The organism is Microbacterium sp. NPDC056569 (genome assembly GCF_042793475.1).
Lineage (GTDB): Bacteria > Actinomycetota > Actinomycetes > Actinomycetales > Microbacteriaceae > Microbacterium.
On record NZ_JBHTUV010000017.1, the window covers coordinates 78,596 to 95,017 of the forward strand.

14 protein-coding genes are annotated in these 16,422 nt (G+C 67.8%); 10 read left to right on the top strand and 4 right to left on the bottom strand.

What is annotated here, in order from left to right; translation table 11 throughout:
- Positions 1–61 precede the first annotated feature (61 nt).
- From ACFQ7C_RS17785 to ACFQ7C_RS17815, 7 genes are read left to right on the top strand one after another with little or no spacing between them, the layout of a single operon-like run.
- Complete coding sequence (locus ACFQ7C_RS17785) at positions 62–1,615, top strand: hypothetical protein (protein WP_378904296.1); 1,554 nt, start codon at positions 62–64, stop codon at positions 1,613–1,615.
- Between the two features lie 3 nt (positions 1,616–1,618).
- On the top strand, positions 1,619–2,461 hold the full coding sequence (locus ACFQ7C_RS17790) for a prepilin peptidase (protein ID WP_378904299.1): 843 nt from the start codon (positions 1,619–1,621) through the stop codon (positions 2,459–2,461).
- Positions 2,377–3,525 (top strand): type IV pilus biogenesis protein PilM, encoded by a 1,149-nt coding sequence (pilM, locus tag ACFQ7C_RS17795; RefSeq protein WP_378904302.1) that lies wholly within the window; start codon positions 2,377–2,379, stop codon positions 3,523–3,525. The genes ACFQ7C_RS17790 and pilM overlap by 85 nt, the downstream gene beginning before the upstream one ends.
- Positions 3,522–4,169 (top strand): hypothetical protein, encoded by a 648-nt coding sequence (locus ACFQ7C_RS17800; RefSeq protein WP_378904305.1) that lies wholly within the window; start codon positions 3,522–3,524, stop codon positions 4,167–4,169. The genes pilM and ACFQ7C_RS17800 overlap by 4 nt, the downstream gene beginning before the upstream one ends.
- Entirely contained in the window at positions 4,169–4,834 is a 666-nt protein-coding gene (locus tag ACFQ7C_RS17805) for a hypothetical protein (RefSeq protein ID WP_378904308.1), read from the top strand. The genes ACFQ7C_RS17800 and ACFQ7C_RS17805 overlap by 1 nt, the downstream gene beginning before the upstream one ends.
- Positions 4,835–4,839: 5 nt before the next feature.
- A complete protein-coding gene (locus ACFQ7C_RS17810; protein ID WP_378904311.1) occupies positions 4,840–6,135 on the top strand; it encodes a type IV pilus twitching motility protein PilT in 1,296 nt (431 codons plus the stop codon).
- 1 nt (position 6,136) lies between these two features.
- On the top strand, positions 6,137–7,375 hold the full coding sequence (locus ACFQ7C_RS17815; protein WP_378904314.1) for a type II secretion system F family protein: 1,239 nt from the start codon (positions 6,137–6,139) through the stop codon (positions 7,373–7,375).
- Between the two features lie 235 nt (positions 7,376–7,610).
- On the opposite strand, the gene ACFQ7C_RS17820 is transcribed toward ACFQ7C_RS17815, so the two are convergent.
- Entirely contained in the window at positions 7,611–9,278 is a 1,668-nt protein-coding gene (locus tag ACFQ7C_RS17820) for a GspE/PulE family protein (RefSeq protein WP_378904317.1), read from the bottom strand.
- 86 nt (positions 9,279–9,364) lie between these two features.
- On the opposite strand from ACFQ7C_RS17820, the gene ACFQ7C_RS17825 reads away from it, so the two are divergent.
- Complete coding sequence (locus ACFQ7C_RS17825; protein ID WP_378904320.1) at positions 9,365–10,453, top strand: YihY/virulence factor BrkB family protein; 1,089 nt, start codon at positions 9,365–9,367, stop codon at positions 10,451–10,453.
- Positions 10,450–11,214: an NAD(P)H-hydrate epimerase gene (locus ACFQ7C_RS17830; protein WP_378904323.1), complete on the top strand. Its 765-nt coding sequence runs from the start codon at positions 10,450–10,452 to the stop codon at positions 11,212–11,214. The genes ACFQ7C_RS17825 and ACFQ7C_RS17830 overlap by 4 nt, the downstream gene beginning before the upstream one ends.
- 3 nt (positions 11,215–11,217) lie before the next feature.
- On the opposite strand, the gene ACFQ7C_RS17835 is transcribed toward ACFQ7C_RS17830, so the two are convergent.
- From ACFQ7C_RS17835 to ACFQ7C_RS17845, 3 genes are all read right to left on the bottom strand, one after another.
- A complete protein-coding gene (locus ACFQ7C_RS17835; RefSeq protein ID WP_378904326.1) occupies positions 11,218–11,565 on the bottom strand; it encodes a hypothetical protein in 348 nt (115 codons plus the stop codon).
- Between the two features lie 76 nt (positions 11,566–11,641).
- Positions 11,642–12,373: a glutamine amidotransferase gene (locus tag ACFQ7C_RS17840; protein ID WP_378904329.1), complete on the bottom strand. Its 732-nt coding sequence runs from the start codon at positions 12,371–12,373 to the stop codon at positions 11,642–11,644.
- A gap of 76 nt (positions 12,374–12,449) precedes the next feature.
- Positions 12,450–14,984, bottom strand: a complete 2,535-nt coding sequence (locus tag ACFQ7C_RS17845) for a rhamnogalacturonan lyase (RefSeq protein WP_378904332.1) — start codon at positions 14,982–14,984, stop codon at positions 12,450–12,452.
- Between the two features lie 361 nt (positions 14,985–15,345).
- Here ACFQ7C_RS17845 and ACFQ7C_RS17850 point away from each other — a divergent pair, with 361 nt between their 5' ends.
- Positions 15,346–16,179, top strand: a complete 834-nt coding sequence (locus tag ACFQ7C_RS17850) for an endonuclease domain-containing protein (protein ID WP_378904335.1) — start codon at positions 15,346–15,348, stop codon at positions 16,177–16,179.
- Positions 16,180–16,422: the final 243 nt, after the last annotated feature.

The window sequence follows — 16,422 nt, forward strand, 5'->3', positions numbered from 1 at the left end:
TCGTTCCGCGACACGTGTCCGTGAGGATGACCGCGGAGCGGTGCTCGTCACGGTAGTTCTTGTGATGCTCGTGGGCTTCGTCGTCGCTGCGACAATCGCCGCCGCTGTCGTATTCACGATCGGCTCGAACGCGAACAACAAAGACCGTACGCAGGCGTTCATCGCGGCCGAGTCGGGGCGTGACGTTGCGGTCGCCTCACTGAAGTCGGCGATCACCTCGACTGGACTTGACTGTGGATCGGTCGCGATGTCCGCGAACTCCACGACCGGAACGTCACCGACGTACACCTACACGATCCGATCGACGAACGCGTCGGCCAGGCCCGCTGGATGGGATGCTGCCGGTGTGACCGCAACCTGCCCAACTGCCGCGACGAAATGGGTGGTGATCCGGTCCACGGGCACTGGCGCAAACGCCGCCCAGACCACGATTGACGCGATCTACCCGTGGTACCACGGCCCCGCGACCACACCGTCGGGAACGGTTGCGTTCTTCGAGGGCGAGTTCAAGGCGACTAAATCCACCTACACGGGCGACCTTGTCATCCGTGAAGATGACTACGAGTGCAACAACGGTGCCAGCGGCGCGATCGATGGCGATCTGTGGGTGCTACGGGGAGGTCTGACCATCACCGACGACTGCACGGTGACGGGGAGTATCTACGCGCGCGACACGATCGAGATAAAGAACAAGAAGTTCACGGTCGGTGGGGACGTTGTTTCGGTGGCTGGTCAAATCAAGCTGAACGTCAATGGTGTCGACATCGGCGGCGACGTTTACGCGGCCGGCAACATCGACACGAAGAACGGCAAGGGCAAGGTGAACGGGTCGTTCAAGACCCATCTCGCGATGGTGAACCACGTGTCAGCCGACTGGACGAAAGCGGACGGCACGACACCAGTGCCGGTGCTCACAGGAGAGCCGACACCAGTGATCTCGCCGACGCTCGAGCAGGTGTTCGCAGCAACGGCCTGGATCGAACTCACCGCGAGCACCACGTGGAGCTCTGCGGCGCTCCCCGTCTATGCGCCCGCCGCAGGGACCGTGTGCACGACCGCGGAACTGCAAGCGGTGTTGAGCGCGGCAGGAACGCGTGCAGTGATCGACATGACGGGCTGTCCGGCGGGAGGCAGCGGCATCAAAGTCTCTCCAGGCAACGTGACGGTCGCACGCGACGTGGTGATTCTTGTGCCAGCGAGCGAGAAGATGGATCTTGAACTCACGGGTACAATCTCGCGTCCATCGGGTACTACCCTGGCCGCAGGTCCGCAGCTGCTGATTGTTCATCTCGATCCGAATGGAAGTGACGGGCGACCTCCGAGCTGCTCGTCGTCCGCGCTCGACAAGTTCACCGCTGGCACGACAAACAACGTGCGTACGCTGATCTACAGCGCCTGCGGAATCGGTAGCACGATGTCGCTGACGATGTCGGGGCAGCTCTACATGGGCAGCGATGGCCTTCATCTCAACGGCGGCACCTTCACGTGCATGCCGATGTCGTGGGCGCCGACCCTCCCGACAATCAGTTGCGGGATCAAGGGAACGGGCGGGATCTTCGACCCTTCGAATACGGTCACTCGACTCGACAATCTCACGTACCAGAGTGAGCGCTAGCGCATGACAGGACCCACCATCTTCCTCGTCGTCGCAGGAGTGCTCGGCCTCCTCGTCGGGTCGTTCCTCAACGTCGTCGCCTACCGGGTGCCGGCGAAGATCTCGCTGCTGCGCGAGAGTCGCTGCCCGTACTGCGACGCATCAATCAAACCGTGGCACAACGTTCCGGTGCTCGGGTGGGTTGTCCTGCGCGGCAAGTGCGCGAATTGCATGGCGCCGATCTCGGCGCGATATCCGATCGTCGAAGCCGTCACCGGAGTTGCGTTCGCGGTCGTCGCGTGGTGGGGCTTCGCAGTCTACGCCCAGAGCGTCACCGCCAGCGGGCCTGTACTTCGGGCGTGGGCTATCGGGCTCATCGTCGTCGCGTTCCTGTACTTCGCGGCGATCTCGATCGTGCTGACCCTCATCGATCTCGACACGCACCGGCTGCCGAACAGCATCGTGCTGCCGAGCTACTTCCTCGCCGGCAGCCTGTTCACGGTCGCCGCGTGGCTCACGGGCGATTGGGGTGCTCTCGCCCGGGCGGCGATCGGCATGGCCGGGATGTACCTCCTCTACTTCCTGCTGCGCGCGGTGCGACCTGGTGGCATGGGTGGGGGAGACGTCAAGCTCGCCGGGGTCATCGGCATCTACCTCGGCTGGCTCGGGTGGGGCGCGCTCGCTGTGGGGACGTTCGCGGCCTTCTTGTATGGGGGAGTGTTCGGCATCGCGCTCATGCTATTGCGGCGCGCCGGGCGCAAGACCGCCATTCCATTCGGGCCGTGGATGATCCTCGGCGCCTGGACAGGTGTTTTCGCCGGCGAAGCCGCCGGCAAGTGGTACGTGGATCTCTTCGTCGGCGCCTGACGCCGACGGTCTTTGGGGAAGGGGAAATCATGGGGAAGACGATCGTTGGGCTGGAGGTGACGGAAGAGAGCGTCCGCGCCGCGGAGATCTCGCTCGGCCGCAAGCCACAGCTCGTCGCCTACGGCGAAGTGCCGCTGCCGCCCGAGGCAGCGCGCGATTCGGAGGTGCTCGACTCGGGCGCCGTCGCGGTCGCGCTCCGGCAGCTGTGGACCGGCGCGAAGTTCAAGAGCAAGGATGCCGTGCTCGGCGTCGCCAGCCGCCGCATCCTGGTGCGCGAGTACACGACTCAGGCGATGCGGCCTGATCTGCTCCGCGAGGCGCTGCCCTACCAGGTTCAGGACCTGCTGCCGGTGCCGGCGAGCCAAGCGGTGCTCGACTTCTTCCCGCTGACCCAGGACGGCGACCAGGTCTCGGGCCTGCTCGTCGCTGCCGTGTCGGAGAACATCGAGCAGATCATCTCGACCCTCGCCAAGGTCAAGGTTCGCGCGCAGGCCGTTGATCTCGCAGCCTTCGGTCTGGCGCGAGTCACCGCACCGCTGGCATCGCCCTCGGAGACGGTCGCGACGGTGAACATCGGCGACCACACGACTCAGGTGGTCATCTCGCGGGGCGGCGTGCCGCTGTTCGTGCGACTACTGCCGATCGACGTCGCGACTGGGACGACGCGACGCCACAACGCCGAGGTCGTCGAGCCGGAACTTGAACTCGCCGTCGCCGGCAACGGCATGGGCGGGGGCACCGGCGTCGCGGCGGCGAGCCGCACGCGCGGCGCGATCCGCGCGGCGATGCCCCCCGGCGTCTCGGACCTCGCGGCCCGCCTGCGCAGCACCCTCGCCTTCTTCGGCAGCCGTCCCATCTCCGTGCCGCTGTCGCGAGTGTTCATTACCGGCGCGGGCGCCGCCGTCGAGGGCGTCGTGCCGGCGCTTGGAGCGGCCATCGACACACCGATGACGATCACGTCGGTCGGCGATGTGATCTCCATGTCGACACCGCCGCCCACCGGAGAAGTCGCGCTCAACCTCGTCGGCACCGTCGGAATCGCGCTCGGGGAGGTGGGGAGATGACCGCCGTCGCCGTCCCGTTCTCGGGAGCACCTCGTGTCAATCTGATGCCGCGCAGCGAGATCGCGCGGCGTGAGCGCGAATCGCTGGTTCGAATGTGGGTCTGGATCGTGCTTGGCGCGATCGTCGTCGCGGTGCTCATCATCGCCGGCGCGTTCGCGTTCAAGTTCCTCGCCGACCAGCGACTCGTCGCGGAACAGGCGCGTACCAACGTGCTGCTCACCGAGATCGCGTCGCTCTCGGAGGTCAGCCAGGCTCTCGCGACCGAGTCCGAACTGACGGACTTCCGTACCGACGCCATGGCAACCGACTTGGCGTGGACGCCCGTGATCGCCAAGATTAGCGGCGTGCTGCCGGCCGAGACCACTATCACCGGGGTTGACTTCACCGTCGGCGGCGTGCCTCAGGGCGAGGACCCCACTGTCGAGCAGGGCATCGTCGGAACGGTGACATTTGACAGCCCGACCCCGCTCGACATCGTCGCGCTCATCCGCTCTCTGCGCGGCGTCGAGGGCGTGCTGTACGCGGACGGGCAGTCGGTGACCTCCAGCCAGGTGTCGGAGGACCGTTTCTCGTATCTGCTGAACGTCGAGTTCGACCAGTCCGTCTACTCCAATGAGTACGCGGCCGAAGAAGGGGGCGACTGATGCCCAAGCACCTGGTCACCGCGATCGGCCTGATCGTGTCGCTCGGCGTGATCGCCCTCGGTGTCTTCCTCGTCGCGATGCCGCTCTACTTCCAGGCGGTGACGGTCGACCAGCAGACCGCGACGGTAGCCAGCACGAATGCGCTCTACCAGGAACAGGTCGACAGCCTCACCGCTGAGCAGGAGAACCTCGACGAGATCACCGCGAATGTCGCCGGGCTGCGGTCGCAGATTCCGGCGACCGGCCAGTTCGACGACGTCTTCGAGGTCGTCGGCCGCGCCGCCGCAGCATCCGGAATCGCCATCACCTCGGTCACCGCGGGGCAGCAGGTCGCCTACTCGACCCGTACCGGCGCGACGGACGAGGAAGCCGCGACGGCAGCCCCAGCGCCAGCGCCCGAAGCCACCAGGGCCGCAACCGACCCCGCAACCATCACGACGGACGCTGCGCCGGCTCCCGCCACGCCCGCAGGTGCGGAACGACAGCAGGCCGACTTCGTAATCAGCGCGGCGGCTACCGATATGACCCAGGCCACAGCCTTCGTCGACGCCCTGCGCGCCGGGCCGCGTCTGCTCAACAGCATGGCCGTGACGATGACCCAGAGTGGGGAAGGCACGGTCGACCTGCAGATCACCGCGCTGACCTACGTCGACGCGGAAGGGTGAAGACGATGGAAGACCTCGACTTCGAAACGCTCCTCGCGCGAGGCGCGCGCCATCGTGCCTCTGACGTGCACATCACCGCCGGCTCACCGCCGCTGCTACGCGTCGACGGCGACCTCGTGCCCGTGCCGGGCTACTCCGATGCCGTCTCCGACGAGTGGGTGGAGCGCACCGCGTTCGACCTCATGTCAGAGGGGCAGCGACGCGAGTTCGTGGAGCACGGCGAGGTCGACCTCGCCCACGCGACCCCTGGGATCGGCCGGTTCCGCACCAACGTGTACCGGCAACTCGGCTCGATCGCCATCGCTCTGCGCTACATCCCCGACCGCGTGTACTCGCTCGAAGAGCTCGGCGCTCCCGCGATCGCCCGCGACCTGGCACTTCGTCCGCGTGGGCTCGTGCTGCTCACCGGGCCCACCGGCTCCGGCAAGTCGACGACCCTCACGGCGATGGTCGACATCGTGAACCAGCTCGTGCCAGCGCACATCGTCACGATCGAGGACCCGATCGAGTTCCACCACGAGTCCAAGCGTGCGCTCGTCCATCAGCGTGAGGTCGGACGAGACACGAACTCGTTCGCCGAGGCGCTCCGGCGCGTGCTCCGCCAGGACCCAGATGTGATCCTCATCGGCGAGTTGCGGGACCCTGAGTCGATCTCGACCGCGCTGTCTGCAGCTGAGACCGGACACCTCGTGCTCTCGACGCTGCACACCCAGGGCGCTGCGAAGAGCATCAACCGAATCATCGACGTGTTCCCGGCCGACCAGCAGCACCAGATCCGCACGCAGCTCGGCGATACCCTCCAGGGCATCATCAGTCAGACACTGCTGCCGCTAGCGCAGGTCAATGGCCGTACGATTGCGACCGAGGTGCTCATCAACACTCCCGCCGTCGCCAACATGATCCGAGAGGGCCAGGTCGCGCAGATCTACTCGGCGATGCAGGCGGGGTCCGAGATCGGGATGCACACGCTCGACCAGGACCTCCGCCGGCTGGTCGCCGAAGGTACCATCGCGCGCAACGTCGCGCTGGACTTCGCGGTCGACCCGAAGAGCCTGGATGGCGTCTACATCAAGCCTCGCGATCTCGATGCGGAGGAGTGGGCGCACCACGCCGGCGAATGGCGGCAGGCAGATCCTGCGGCGGTGGTTGCCTCCAACGCCGCGGCGGGGACGGGAATCGGCATGGGATCGCGCTTCGGCACTCCTACCGTCGGCGGCCGCGTCGATCCGACCGCGCGCGATGTCGAGTGGGGTGGCGTCGACGACCTCGAAGCGTGGGCAGACTCGAACGGGGAGGGCTGACATGGCCGTCGTCCAGGAGTTTGTATACCGGGCCGTCGATCCCCGTGGGGGATCGGTCGTCAAGGGGACGATCGAAGCCGCAAGCGAATCCGCCGTCACCGGCAAGCTGAAGGCCCAAGGGCTAACACCCCTCGAGGTGACGCTGAAGTCCACTACCGGACTCAATCGAGACATCAAGCTGCCGGGCGCGACCAAGACCGTGTCGGCGCGCACCCTTGCGGTGTTTTCCCGCCAGATGGCGGGGCTCATCAACGCCGGCCTTCCGCTGATGCGGACACTGGCGATCTTGATCGAGCAGACCGACGACAAGAAGCTGCAGCCAGCGCTCGTGCAGGTGCAGGCCGACGTCGAAGCAGGTTCGTCGTTCTCCGCGGCACTGGCGCGGCATCCGCAGACGTTCCCGCCGCTGATGCTGTCGATCATCAAGGTTGGCGAGGCGGGCGGGTTTCTCGGCGGAGCACTTAGCTCGATCGCTCAGAACTACGAGCGCGAAGCCGAGTTGCAGAACAAGATCCGCGCAGCAGTCACGTATCCGATCATCGTTCTCGTTATTGCGCTTATCGGAATGCTAGTGATGGTGACGTTTATCGTTCCCATCTTCGAGGGCATGTTTGAAGGGCTCGGCAGTTCGTTGCCGCTACCAACGCAGATCCTCGTGACGATCTCGAACAACATGTGGTGGATCATCCCCGCGATCGTTCTCGTGGTCGTGGTGGCGCTGATCTGGTGGCGGGCAAACCGCCATACTGAGCAGTACCGACGCTTCGTCGACCCGATCAAGCTGAAGATGCCGGTGTTTGGAAAGTTGACGACGAAGATTGCCGTGGCCCGTTTCGCGCGGAACCTGTCGATGATGCTGAACGCGGGAGTGCCGATCATCCAGGCACTCGCGATCGTCGGGCAGGCGTCGAACAACTGGAAGATCGAGCAGGCCGTGCGCGATGTGCAGGAGTCGATCCGGCAGGGCCGCTCGTTCGCCGCGCCACTGGCCAAGGCCGAGGTCTTCCCCGCGATGGTGCCGCAGATGGTGTCAGTTGGCGAGGAGTCGGGCACGCTGGTCGACATGCTTGCGTCGATCGCCGACTTCTACGAAGACGAGGTCGAGACCGCGACGGCGCAGCTGTCGTCGACCATCGAGCCGATCCTCATCGTCGGGCTCGGCATCCTCATCGGTGGCATGGTGATCTCGCTGTACCTGCCGATCTTCACCCTGTACGGGGAGCTCGCCAAGCAGGCGTAGGAGCGAGGATCACTCAACGATCGGTGCGCAGGGCGCCGGTCGTTGGGTGTGCGCCGCGTTCAGCGCGTTCGTCTCGCTCGATCCTCGCTCGCTCAACGACCGGGGGCGAGGCGCGGGACGAGCCCTTGGTGTGCGCCGGGGCAGGCGTGTAGTCTGCCTCTTCCTCGCTCGCTCAACGACCGGGTGCCGGGGGACGGGTCCGGGAATAGGCCAGCGCGCGCGAGCGCGCTCCACATCACACCGTGACCCGCAGCACTTCCTCAATAGTCGTAAGCCCCTGCGCGACCTTCGACCACCCGTCCTCGCGCAGCGAGATCATCCCCTGCGCCAACGCCACCTGTCGGATCTCCGACCCCGTCGATCGCGTGACCACCAACGACTCGATCTCGTCGCTCAGCGTCATCACCTCGTGCAGCGCGACGCGCCCGCGGTATCCGGTGCCGCTGCAGGCGGGGCATCCGACCGCCTTGTACAGCTCGGGTACGTCACCCGGGTCATGCGGGAAGCCCAAAGACGCCAGCACCTCCGAAGGCTCCACCAGAGGCTCACGGCACCGCATGCAAAGTCGCCGGGCCAACCGCTGTGCGATGACCGCCGACAGCGCTGTCGCCACCAGGAACGGCTCGCACCCGATCTCCGTCAAACGGGTCAGCGCCGAAGGCGCGTCATTCGTGTGCAGCGTCGACAGCACCAAGTGCCCCGTCAAGGCAGCCTCAATGGAGATGTTCGCCGTCTCGAAGTCGCGGATCTCACCGACCAGCACCACATCGGGGTCCGACCGCAGGATCGACCGCAGCGCCGTCGCGAACGTCAGGCCCGCGCGGTTGTTGACCTGCACCTGGTTGATGCCGGCGATGCGGTACTCGACCGGATCCTCAACCGTGATGACGTTGATCTTCGGGTTCGCGATCGAACGCAGGGCCGTGTACAGGCTCGTCGACTTGCCCGACCCGGTGGGTCCGGTCGCGAGGATCATGCCGTGCGGCTTCGTGATCGCCTCGCGGAACCGCTTCTCGTTGGTGCTCGAGAACAGGAGATCCCGCATGGACATCGTCTGACCGGTGTTGTCGAGGATTCGCATGACGATCTTCTCGCCCCACACGGTGGGAAGGGTCGCGACGCGGAGGTCGACGGTGCGGTTCTCGTGCGTGACCGACAGGCGGCCGTCCTGCGGCTTGCGCTTCTCGGCGATGTCGATCGACGACATGATCTTCAGGCGCGAGATGATGCCGTCCTGAATCGCCCGGTCGGCCTTCTGCATCTCGTGCAGCACGCCGTCGATGCGGAACCGCACGGTCAGCTGCTTCTCGCCCGGCTCCACATGGATGTCGCTCGCGCGGTCGTTGATGGCCTGCGCGATCAGCAGGTTCACGAACCTGACGATCGGGGCGGTGTCGTCCTGTTCCTCGAGACTCTCCGTGAAGGCCGCCTCGGTGGCCTCGCTCGACTCCTCGATCGACATCGACAGCTCGCTGAGCTCTTCGTCCGAGCGCAGGAACCGCTCGAACATGTTCAGCAGCGCGTCCTCGGCGACGACGACGGGCTCGACGAAGAGGTCGGTGATCGAGGCGACGTCGTCGAGCGCCACGATGTCGGTCGGATCCAGCACGCCCACGGTCAGCCGATCGCCGCGGCGATCAACCGGGATGAGGCTGTACTTACGACAGAGGTTGCCGGGCACCATCGCGATCACATTCGGATCGAGAGTGGTATTGGCCAGGTCGACGTACCGGTGGCCGGTGTGCAAGGCGATCGCCTCAGCCACCTGCGACTCGGTCACGAGCTTCGCGCTGACGAGCGCCCTCTGCAGTTCGGGGCCGTCGCCCACCTCCGCGAGTGCGGCTGACATATCTGCTGCTCGAACGGCTCCGGTGAGCACGAGCGTCTGTGCAAGACCCCTCATGGTGATTCCCCTATCCCCAGGGACATACTATGTGCCGCACGTCAACCCTGGGATGGCCGGCCGCGCGCGCTCGATAAGGTGGCGCAATGGCGGACCTGATCGCGAAACTGACGGCCTGGGCGCTCTCCCTCCGACCGGTGCGGGTGTGGCTCCACTACGCCGAGCGCAGGGGCCCGATGCTCTCCGACAGCGTCACGTACCGCGCGCTGTTCTCGGTCTTCGCCGGAGTCCTGCTCGGATTCTCGTTCGCCTCTGTCTGGCTCGCCGACAACCCCGCCGCGTGGCAGTCGTTGATCGATGCGGTGGATGCTGCGATCCCCGGCCTCCTCGGAACCGGAGACGATGGCCTCATCGATGTCAGCACCATCGAAGCTCCCGCCGGTCTCACCGTCGCCGGGATCATCGCCCTCGTCGGTCTCGTCGGCGCGGCGATCGGCGCCATCGGATCCCTGCGCGTCGCGCTGCGCACACTCGCCGACAAGGTGCACGACGACGTCTTCTTCGTGTGGGTGCTGCTGCGCAACCTGCTCCTCGCGATCGCCATCGGCGGCGGATTCGTGCTGTCGGCCGGCGCCACCTTCATCGGCACATCGTTCGTCGGCGCCGCGCTCGACTGGCTCGGCATCAGCCACGGCCCCTTCGCCGACGTCGCCACCCGCAGCGTCTCGATCATCGTCGTCTTCATCCTCGACATGGCCATCGTCGCCGTCGCGTTCGTCTCCCTCAGCGGCGTCAAGGCACACCCCGCGTCGCTGTGGACGGGTGCCCTGATCGGTGCGATCGGCCTGACGGTGCTCCAGCAGCTCTCGTCCCTCTTCGTCGCGGGTGCCGGCTCGAACCCGCTCCTCGCGTCGTTCGCATCGCTCATCGCCCTGCTGCTGTGGCTGAACCTCTCGGCGCAGGTCATCCTCCTCGCGGGCACGTGGATCATCGTGAGCGAACGCCAACGGGTCGACCGCGTGCGCGAGCGGTTCGGATCCCCGACGTTCGCCTTGCGACGCGTCCGCCAGGCGGAGGATGCTGTGCGCGTGGCCACCGAAGAGCTCGAGCACGCGCGCGCCGACGCCGACCGCGAGCGTGCCGCCGCCGAGAAGAAGCAGGCGAAGGAGTCAGCTGACGAAGCCAAGACCCCCGCCGACGAGGACCTGGCCACCCAGAAGGCAGACCGCGCATGAGCGAGCGCGTGCCCACGTACACCGCCGAGCAGATCCGCTCGGCGGAACGCCCGCTCATCGACCTCGGGGTCCCGCTCATGCAGCGCGCCGCCGGAGTCCTCGCCGACATCGTGCGCGACGAGCTCAGGGCGCCCGAGGCCGTCGTCGCGATGACCGGCGCCCTCGAACCCGTCGCTCTCGACGCGCCCGACGTCCCCAGGCCGCGCGTGCTCGTGCTCGCCGGCAGCGGCGACAACGGCGGCGACGCGCTGTTCGCCGCCTCGCGTCTCACTGAAGTCGCCGACGTCGATGCGCTGCTCGTGTCCGAGCGCTTCCACGAGGCCGCCCTCGCCGCCGCGGTCGGCGCCGGCGTCAGGCGCGTCGACCTCCCTGAGATCGGCGACGCCGCGCGCCACTACGCGCTCGTCATCGACGGCATCCTCGGCATCGGCGCCTCGCGCGACCCCGCGCTCCGCGGCACTGCCCGCGAGGCGGTCACCCTGCTGCTCGAGAACGGTCACACGGACGAACGGATGCTGCGCACCATCGCCGTCGACATCCCCAGCGGTCTGCACCCCGACACCGGCGCGGCCGACGAGGCCGTGCTCGCAGCATCCGTCACCGTCACCTTCGGCGCGGTGAAAGCGGGACTCGTCACCGGACGCGGACCCGAGCTTGCCGGCGACGTCGTCCTCGTCGACATCGGTCTCAGCCAGGCGCTGGAATCGGTCGAGCCGGTGGGCGCAGCATCCGTCTCCCGTGTCGTCACCGCGACGGACTGACGCTCAGTCCTCGTCGGGTTGCTGGTGCGGGTTGCCGCGCGCCTGGCCGTTGCTGCCGGGGAAGTCGGGATCGTCCTTGTGGTGGCCCCAGGCGTTGCCGTTCCCAGGGCCGTCGCCCTGCTTGTCGCGCTTGGCGTTCCCGTTGTCGCCCGGGAAGTCGGGGTCGTCTTTGTGGTGACCCCACGCCTTGCCGTTGCCCGGCCCGCCGGGCGAGTCATCCGGTGCGACGACACTCGTCGCGGGAAGCATCGGTGTCGGCGGGGCGCCCGATGCGATGGCGGGCACCAGGAGCGCCGTCGCGGCGACCGCGGCGATCACCGCACCGGTGATGAGCAGCTTCTTCGAACCCATGACGCACCTCGATCTCCCCAGGCGGATGCAGCCGGTGCGGGGAGCGTACCACCGCGCTCCGGCACTGCGAAGAGGCTCAGCGGGCGTAGCGTTCGACGAACGTGCGGAGCATGCGGCTCGGGTGCGACACCGCGGCGCGGCGCACGGCGGTCAGCGTGAGCTCGAGCTCGTGAGCTGCGAAGTAGCCGTAACCGGCGTAGGCGTGGATGCGCGTCGTGATGCCCTCGACGTCGAGCTCGGGGTGGAACTGCGTCGCGTACACATTCTCGCCGACCCGGAACATCTGCACGGGGCACGTCGGCGACGACGCCAGCAGCGTCGCCGATGCGGGCAGGCGCGTGATCGCCTCCTTGTGGCCGACGAACGCGTCGAACGTCTGCGGCATGTCGGCGAGCAGGGGATCGGATGCCCCGGCCTCGGTCACCGTCACCGGCACGACGCTGATCTGCTCGGAGTACGTGCGGTCGATCACGGCGCCCTGGTGCGCGCCGAGCGTGCCGACACCGTAGCAGGCGCCGAGGAACGGGAAGTCGCGCGCGACCACCTCGTCGAGGAGGGTGGCGAACTCGGCCTCGACGCGGCGCTGCACGGCGGACTTCTTCTCCAGCGGGTCGGAGGCGTTGAACGGGCCGCCGCCCACGAAGATGCCCGACAGCTCGTCGAGGTCGAAGCGCGGCATCGCGTCCGCCTCGAGCCGCACCCGCACGAGCTCGTCGGGGGAGAGGCCGGTGTACCGCAGGAAGAGCGCGTACTCCTCGTCGGCGGGCACGTCCTCGGCCCGGGTGGCGAGGAGGACGAACGGCTTCACCGCACCAGCCTACGGCGGGAACACGGATGCCTCGGCCCCGCGCAGTGCGCCGGGCCGAGGCATCCGTGGTCCTTGCCTACTTGCTGAACTGGTGCGTCCAGGTCGAGACCGCGCCCGCGGCCACGGCGAAGCCGGCCTTCGGCACGGCGGTGACCTGCACCTTCGAACCCGCGGGCACCTTCACCAGCGGCTTGGCGGCCTTCCCGCCGTTGACGTAGTAGTCGAACGCCGGGTGGGGCGTGACGACCACGTGGTCGGAGTTCGAACCCTTCGGGTCGGTGAACTTCGGCGCGCCGGGCGTCGCCGCCGTCGTGAGCACGGGCACCTTCGCGAAGTCCATGTCGCTCGCGAAGTAGTAGCTCGTGTACGACGGCTGGTTGTACGTCGTGTTCTGACGTGCCACCTCGGCGCGGTACTGCACGTCGTGCATGAGCGTCGGCAGCTTGTGCGTCGTCACCTCGGTGCTCGTGTAGATGCGCAGGGCGCTCGAGTCGGCGGTGCGCACGAGCAGCTCCTCGCGCCAGTCGCCGAGCACGTCGGCCACGAGCGACGGGTTGCCCTTCGTGCCGTTGTTCGTGCGCGTGTCGGTCGCGGTGAGCACGCGGCCGCGCGTCCAGTCGTCGATCGTGACGTTCTGGTCGCCGCTGCCGTTGACGATCTGCGTCGTGAGGTCGGCGCCCCAGCGGATCGACTGGTTCGTGCCCGGGATCGCCGAGCCGAGGATCTGGCCCGTCGCGCTCAGCAGGCCCGACGCCTCTGTGCCGCCCGGCATGCTCGCCCACGCCTCGATCCCCGGCACGTCGGCGCGCACGTCGCCGATCATGCTGCGGCCCGTGTCGCGGCCCGAGTAGGCGCCGAAGAGCACCTCGCCGGTCGCGGCGTCGCGCATCGCCGAGCCGTAGGGCGCGAAGGTGCCGCCCTCGTGCGCCGTCCAGATCTCGAGACCGGGACGGTTCGGGTCGATGTCGGTGACGTGCATGGCGTCGCCGTGGCCGAGGCGCACGTTCTGGCCGGGCGCCGCACTGCCGGCGGGCAGCACGTCGAACGAGCTGTACAGCAGGCCGCCGTCGTCGTCGAGCGTCGCGGCGCCATAGACGATCTCGTGCCTGCCGTCGCCGTCGACGTCGGCCGCGCTCAGCGAGTGGAAGCCCTGCGTCGTGATCGAGCCGTACACCGGGTCGGTGCCGTCACGCCCGTGCGGGCCGTCGTTGAACGGGTTGGTCATCGGCACGTGGCCGCTGTCGATCGCCCAGCGCGTGGTGAGGTGCTCGCCGTCCCAGTCGTACGCGTTGACCGTGGTGCGCGTGTAGTAGCCGCGCGCGAACACCGCCGACGGGTGCGTGCCGTCGAGGTACGCGACGCCCGCGAGGAAGCGATCGACGCGGTTGCCCGGCTCGATGCGGGCCATCGCGTAGTCGCCCCACAGCAGGCCGTCGTCGTCGCGGCCCGGCTCGTAGCGCACGGTCTCGAGCTCTTCGCCGGTGGCCGAGTCGAACACCGTGAGGTACTCCGGGCCGTCCACGATGAAGCCCTCGAACGTCGTGAGGTCGTTGCGCGCGCTGCGGGCGGGCGCGTAGGTCGTGATGAAGTAGTCGACGAGCTCGGTCGCCGACGCGGTCGACAGCGGGTACTCGTGCGCCACCGGGATGCCGAACGCCTGCTCGAGCGTCGCCGGCCAGTGGCCAGCGACCACCTCGGGATGCTCCGACCAGCCCTCGAACATCTCGATGAGGTGCTGGCGGTAGTCGGCGGCGCTCATGCGGTAGTCGTCGGTCGCCGTGTACCCGGCCGCGAGGTCCTCGGCGAGCATCGTGATGCCGGCCTCGGCCGCGACCGAGCCGTCGGCGTTGTACTGGATCGACTTCGTGCCGGGCGCGGTCTTCAGCATCGTCTCGGACCGGCCGTCGCCGTCGAAGTCGTAGACCATGAACTGCGTGTAGTGCGCCCCGGCGCGGATGTTCACGCCGAGATCGATGCGGTTGAGCAGCGTGCCGTCGAGCTCGTACGTGTCGATGTAGACCGGGCCGGTGTAGCCCTTCTGCGACACGTCCTTCGAGTTCGACGGGTCCCACTTCACCACGAACTCGTACGCGCCGTCGCCGTCGACGTCGGCGACCGACGCGTCGTTCGCCGAGTAGGTGTACTTCTCGCCCTCGGGGAACAGGACGCTCTGGGGCGCGACGCCGTCGGCCGGCTTCTGCAGCGGCAGGTCGTAGAACCCCTCGCTCCACACCGAGACGGGCGCGGACTGCTCGCCGGTCACGTCGTGCCACGCGGGGGCGACCGTGTAGACGGATGCTGCGGACCCGTCCGCGTCGGCATAGTTCGTGCTGTCGTCGACCGTGGCGATGCGCTCACCGTCGCGGAACACCGCGAAGGACGGGCCGCTCACGCCGGTCTCGGTCGCCGGACCGGCTTCGGTCGCGAGCAGGCGCCAGCTGAGGAACACGCCCTCGCCCGTCGAGACGGCCACCAGGCCGCGGTCGAGGGCTTCGAGCTGCGCCGCGGCCGGCGTCTCGTCGGCCAGCGCGGGCTGCGCCAGTCCGAGGGTCAGGGCGCACGCGGCCGTGCCGGCCACGAGCGCGCGAGCAGAGGTTCTGCGGAGATTCATCGTCGAATCGCTCTCCCGAGGTTGTCGATCCGCCTGGGCGCGGACCTTCATCGTTGTACACGTAAGGAATACGTTTTCCCGCACGACCTTAGGTCAGCCACCCCGGCTCGGTCAACAGCAGGGCCGGGCACATTGGAACGATTTAATGTGCGGGCCGCGCACAGGATCGGAGGTCTTCGGCGACACGTCGGGTGGCAGCATCCGTTCCCGGCGTGCCGTCGAGAGTCTCCGATTCTGTGCCCGGCGGCCCCGCACGGGCACGGGCGCAGGAGCCTCCTCCCCAGCGCGCGCGGATCGCCCGCCGCTCACAATTCCGACCCGGCGGACGGAGGACGGATGCTGCGGCCACGAGTCTGGCCGGATGTGCACCGCCGCGACTCCCGCCGTCACGACGTATCGAGAGCTGAGGGAATCGGGATTCTCGAGGTCGAGAATCACCGACGGGCTGAGCGACGGCACGCTCATATCGCCGCGGCGAGGAGTGTACGAGCGCCTCGGCGCGTGCGCGGACATCAAGACGGCGGCGGCCCACGGCGGCTGGATCGCCTGCGTGAGCGCGGCGAAGCACCTCGGACTCTGGGTCGCTGAGCACGGGGGTCTGCTTCACGTCGGACTCCGCGCCCACGGGCGCGCCTATCCGCACCCGGAATGCGCGTGCGTCGCGCACTGGAGCGACGCCGAGGACGCGAAGCGCAGTGCGTTCGGAGTGCCGTCGGTTCGGGTCGTCGTGCGTCAGATCCTGCAGTGCCAAGGGCTCGAGGCGTTCTTCGTGGCACTGGAGTCGGCGCTGCGGCTGCGCAAGCTGTCGAAGGCCGACCTCGAGTGGCTCGCGAGGCACACGAACGCCCACGCGCGCGACGCAATCGGGTTCGCCCGTCGTGATGCAGACAGCGGGCTCGAGTCATTGCTGCGGTGGCGGCTTCGAGCGCATGGGCTCAGCGTGCGGACGCAGCAGTCGATCGTCTCCGTCGGCCGGGTGGACTTCGTGATCGGCGAGCGCCTGATCGTCGAGGTCGATGGCGCGCCGAACCACGACGGCGAGTCGCATCGCCACAAAGACCTCGTCCGCGATGCCAACGCCGCGGCCTGGGGCTTCGTCACGCTGCGGTTCGACTACGCCCTGGTCGTCCACGACTGGGACACGGTCGAACTCGCCATCCTCGGCCTCGTCGACCGCGGGCTGCACCTCGCGTGACGGGCGCACAGCATCGGAGGATTTCGGCGACACGCCGGGTTGCAGCATCCGTTCCCGGCACGTCGCTGAGAACTTCCGATTCTGTGCACGGCGGCCCGCCTGCGCCTGAAGCACAGGATCGGAGGGTTTCGGCGCCACGCGGGCCGGTGGCGCGCGCTCCCGGCGTGTCGCGCAGAACCTCCGATTCTGTGCGCGCCACGCGCACCGGGAACACGGATGCTGCGGCCCGGCGCAGCGCGCCGG

Bases quoted from the DNA above. Each gene is read 5' to 3' on its own strand.
- ACFQ7C_RS17830 (WP_378904323.1), top strand. From the start codon at position 10,450: ATGAGCGAGCGCGTGCCCACGTACACCGCCGAGCAGATCCGCTCGGCG.
- ACFQ7C_RS17790 (WP_378904299.1), top strand. From the start codon at position 1,619: ATGACAGGACCCACCATCTTCCTCGTCGTCGCAGGAGTGCTCGGCCTC.
- ACFQ7C_RS17815 (WP_378904314.1), top strand. From the start codon at position 6,137: ATGGCCGTCGTCCAGGAGTTTGTATACCGGGCCGTCGATCCCCGTGGG.
- ACFQ7C_RS17835 (WP_378904326.1), bottom strand. From the start codon at position 11,565: ATGGGTTCGAAGAAGCTGCTCATCACCGGTGCGGTGATCGCCGCGGTC.
- ACFQ7C_RS17805 (WP_378904308.1), top strand. From the start codon at position 4,169: ATGCCCAAGCACCTGGTCACCGCGATCGGCCTGATCGTGTCGCTCGGC.
- ACFQ7C_RS17810 (WP_378904311.1), top strand. From the start codon at position 4,840: ATGGAAGACCTCGACTTCGAAACGCTCCTCGCGCGAGGCGCGCGCCAT.
- ACFQ7C_RS17845 (WP_378904332.1), bottom strand. From the start codon at position 14,984: ATGAATCTCCGCAGAACCTCTGCTCGCGCGCTCGTGGCCGGCACGGCC.
- ACFQ7C_RS17820 (WP_378904317.1), bottom strand. From the start codon at position 9,278: ATGAGGGGTCTTGCACAGACGCTCGTGCTCACCGGAGCCGTTCGAGCA.
- ACFQ7C_RS17850 (WP_378904335.1), top strand. From the start codon at position 15,346: ATGTGCACCGCCGCGACTCCCGCCGTCACGACGTATCGAGAGCTGAGG.
- ACFQ7C_RS17800 (WP_378904305.1), top strand. From the start codon at position 3,522: ATGACCGCCGTCGCCGTCCCGTTCTCGGGAGCACCTCGTGTCAATCTG.
- ACFQ7C_RS17825 (WP_378904320.1), top strand. From the start codon at position 9,365: ATGGCGGACCTGATCGCGAAACTGACGGCCTGGGCGCTCTCCCTCCGA.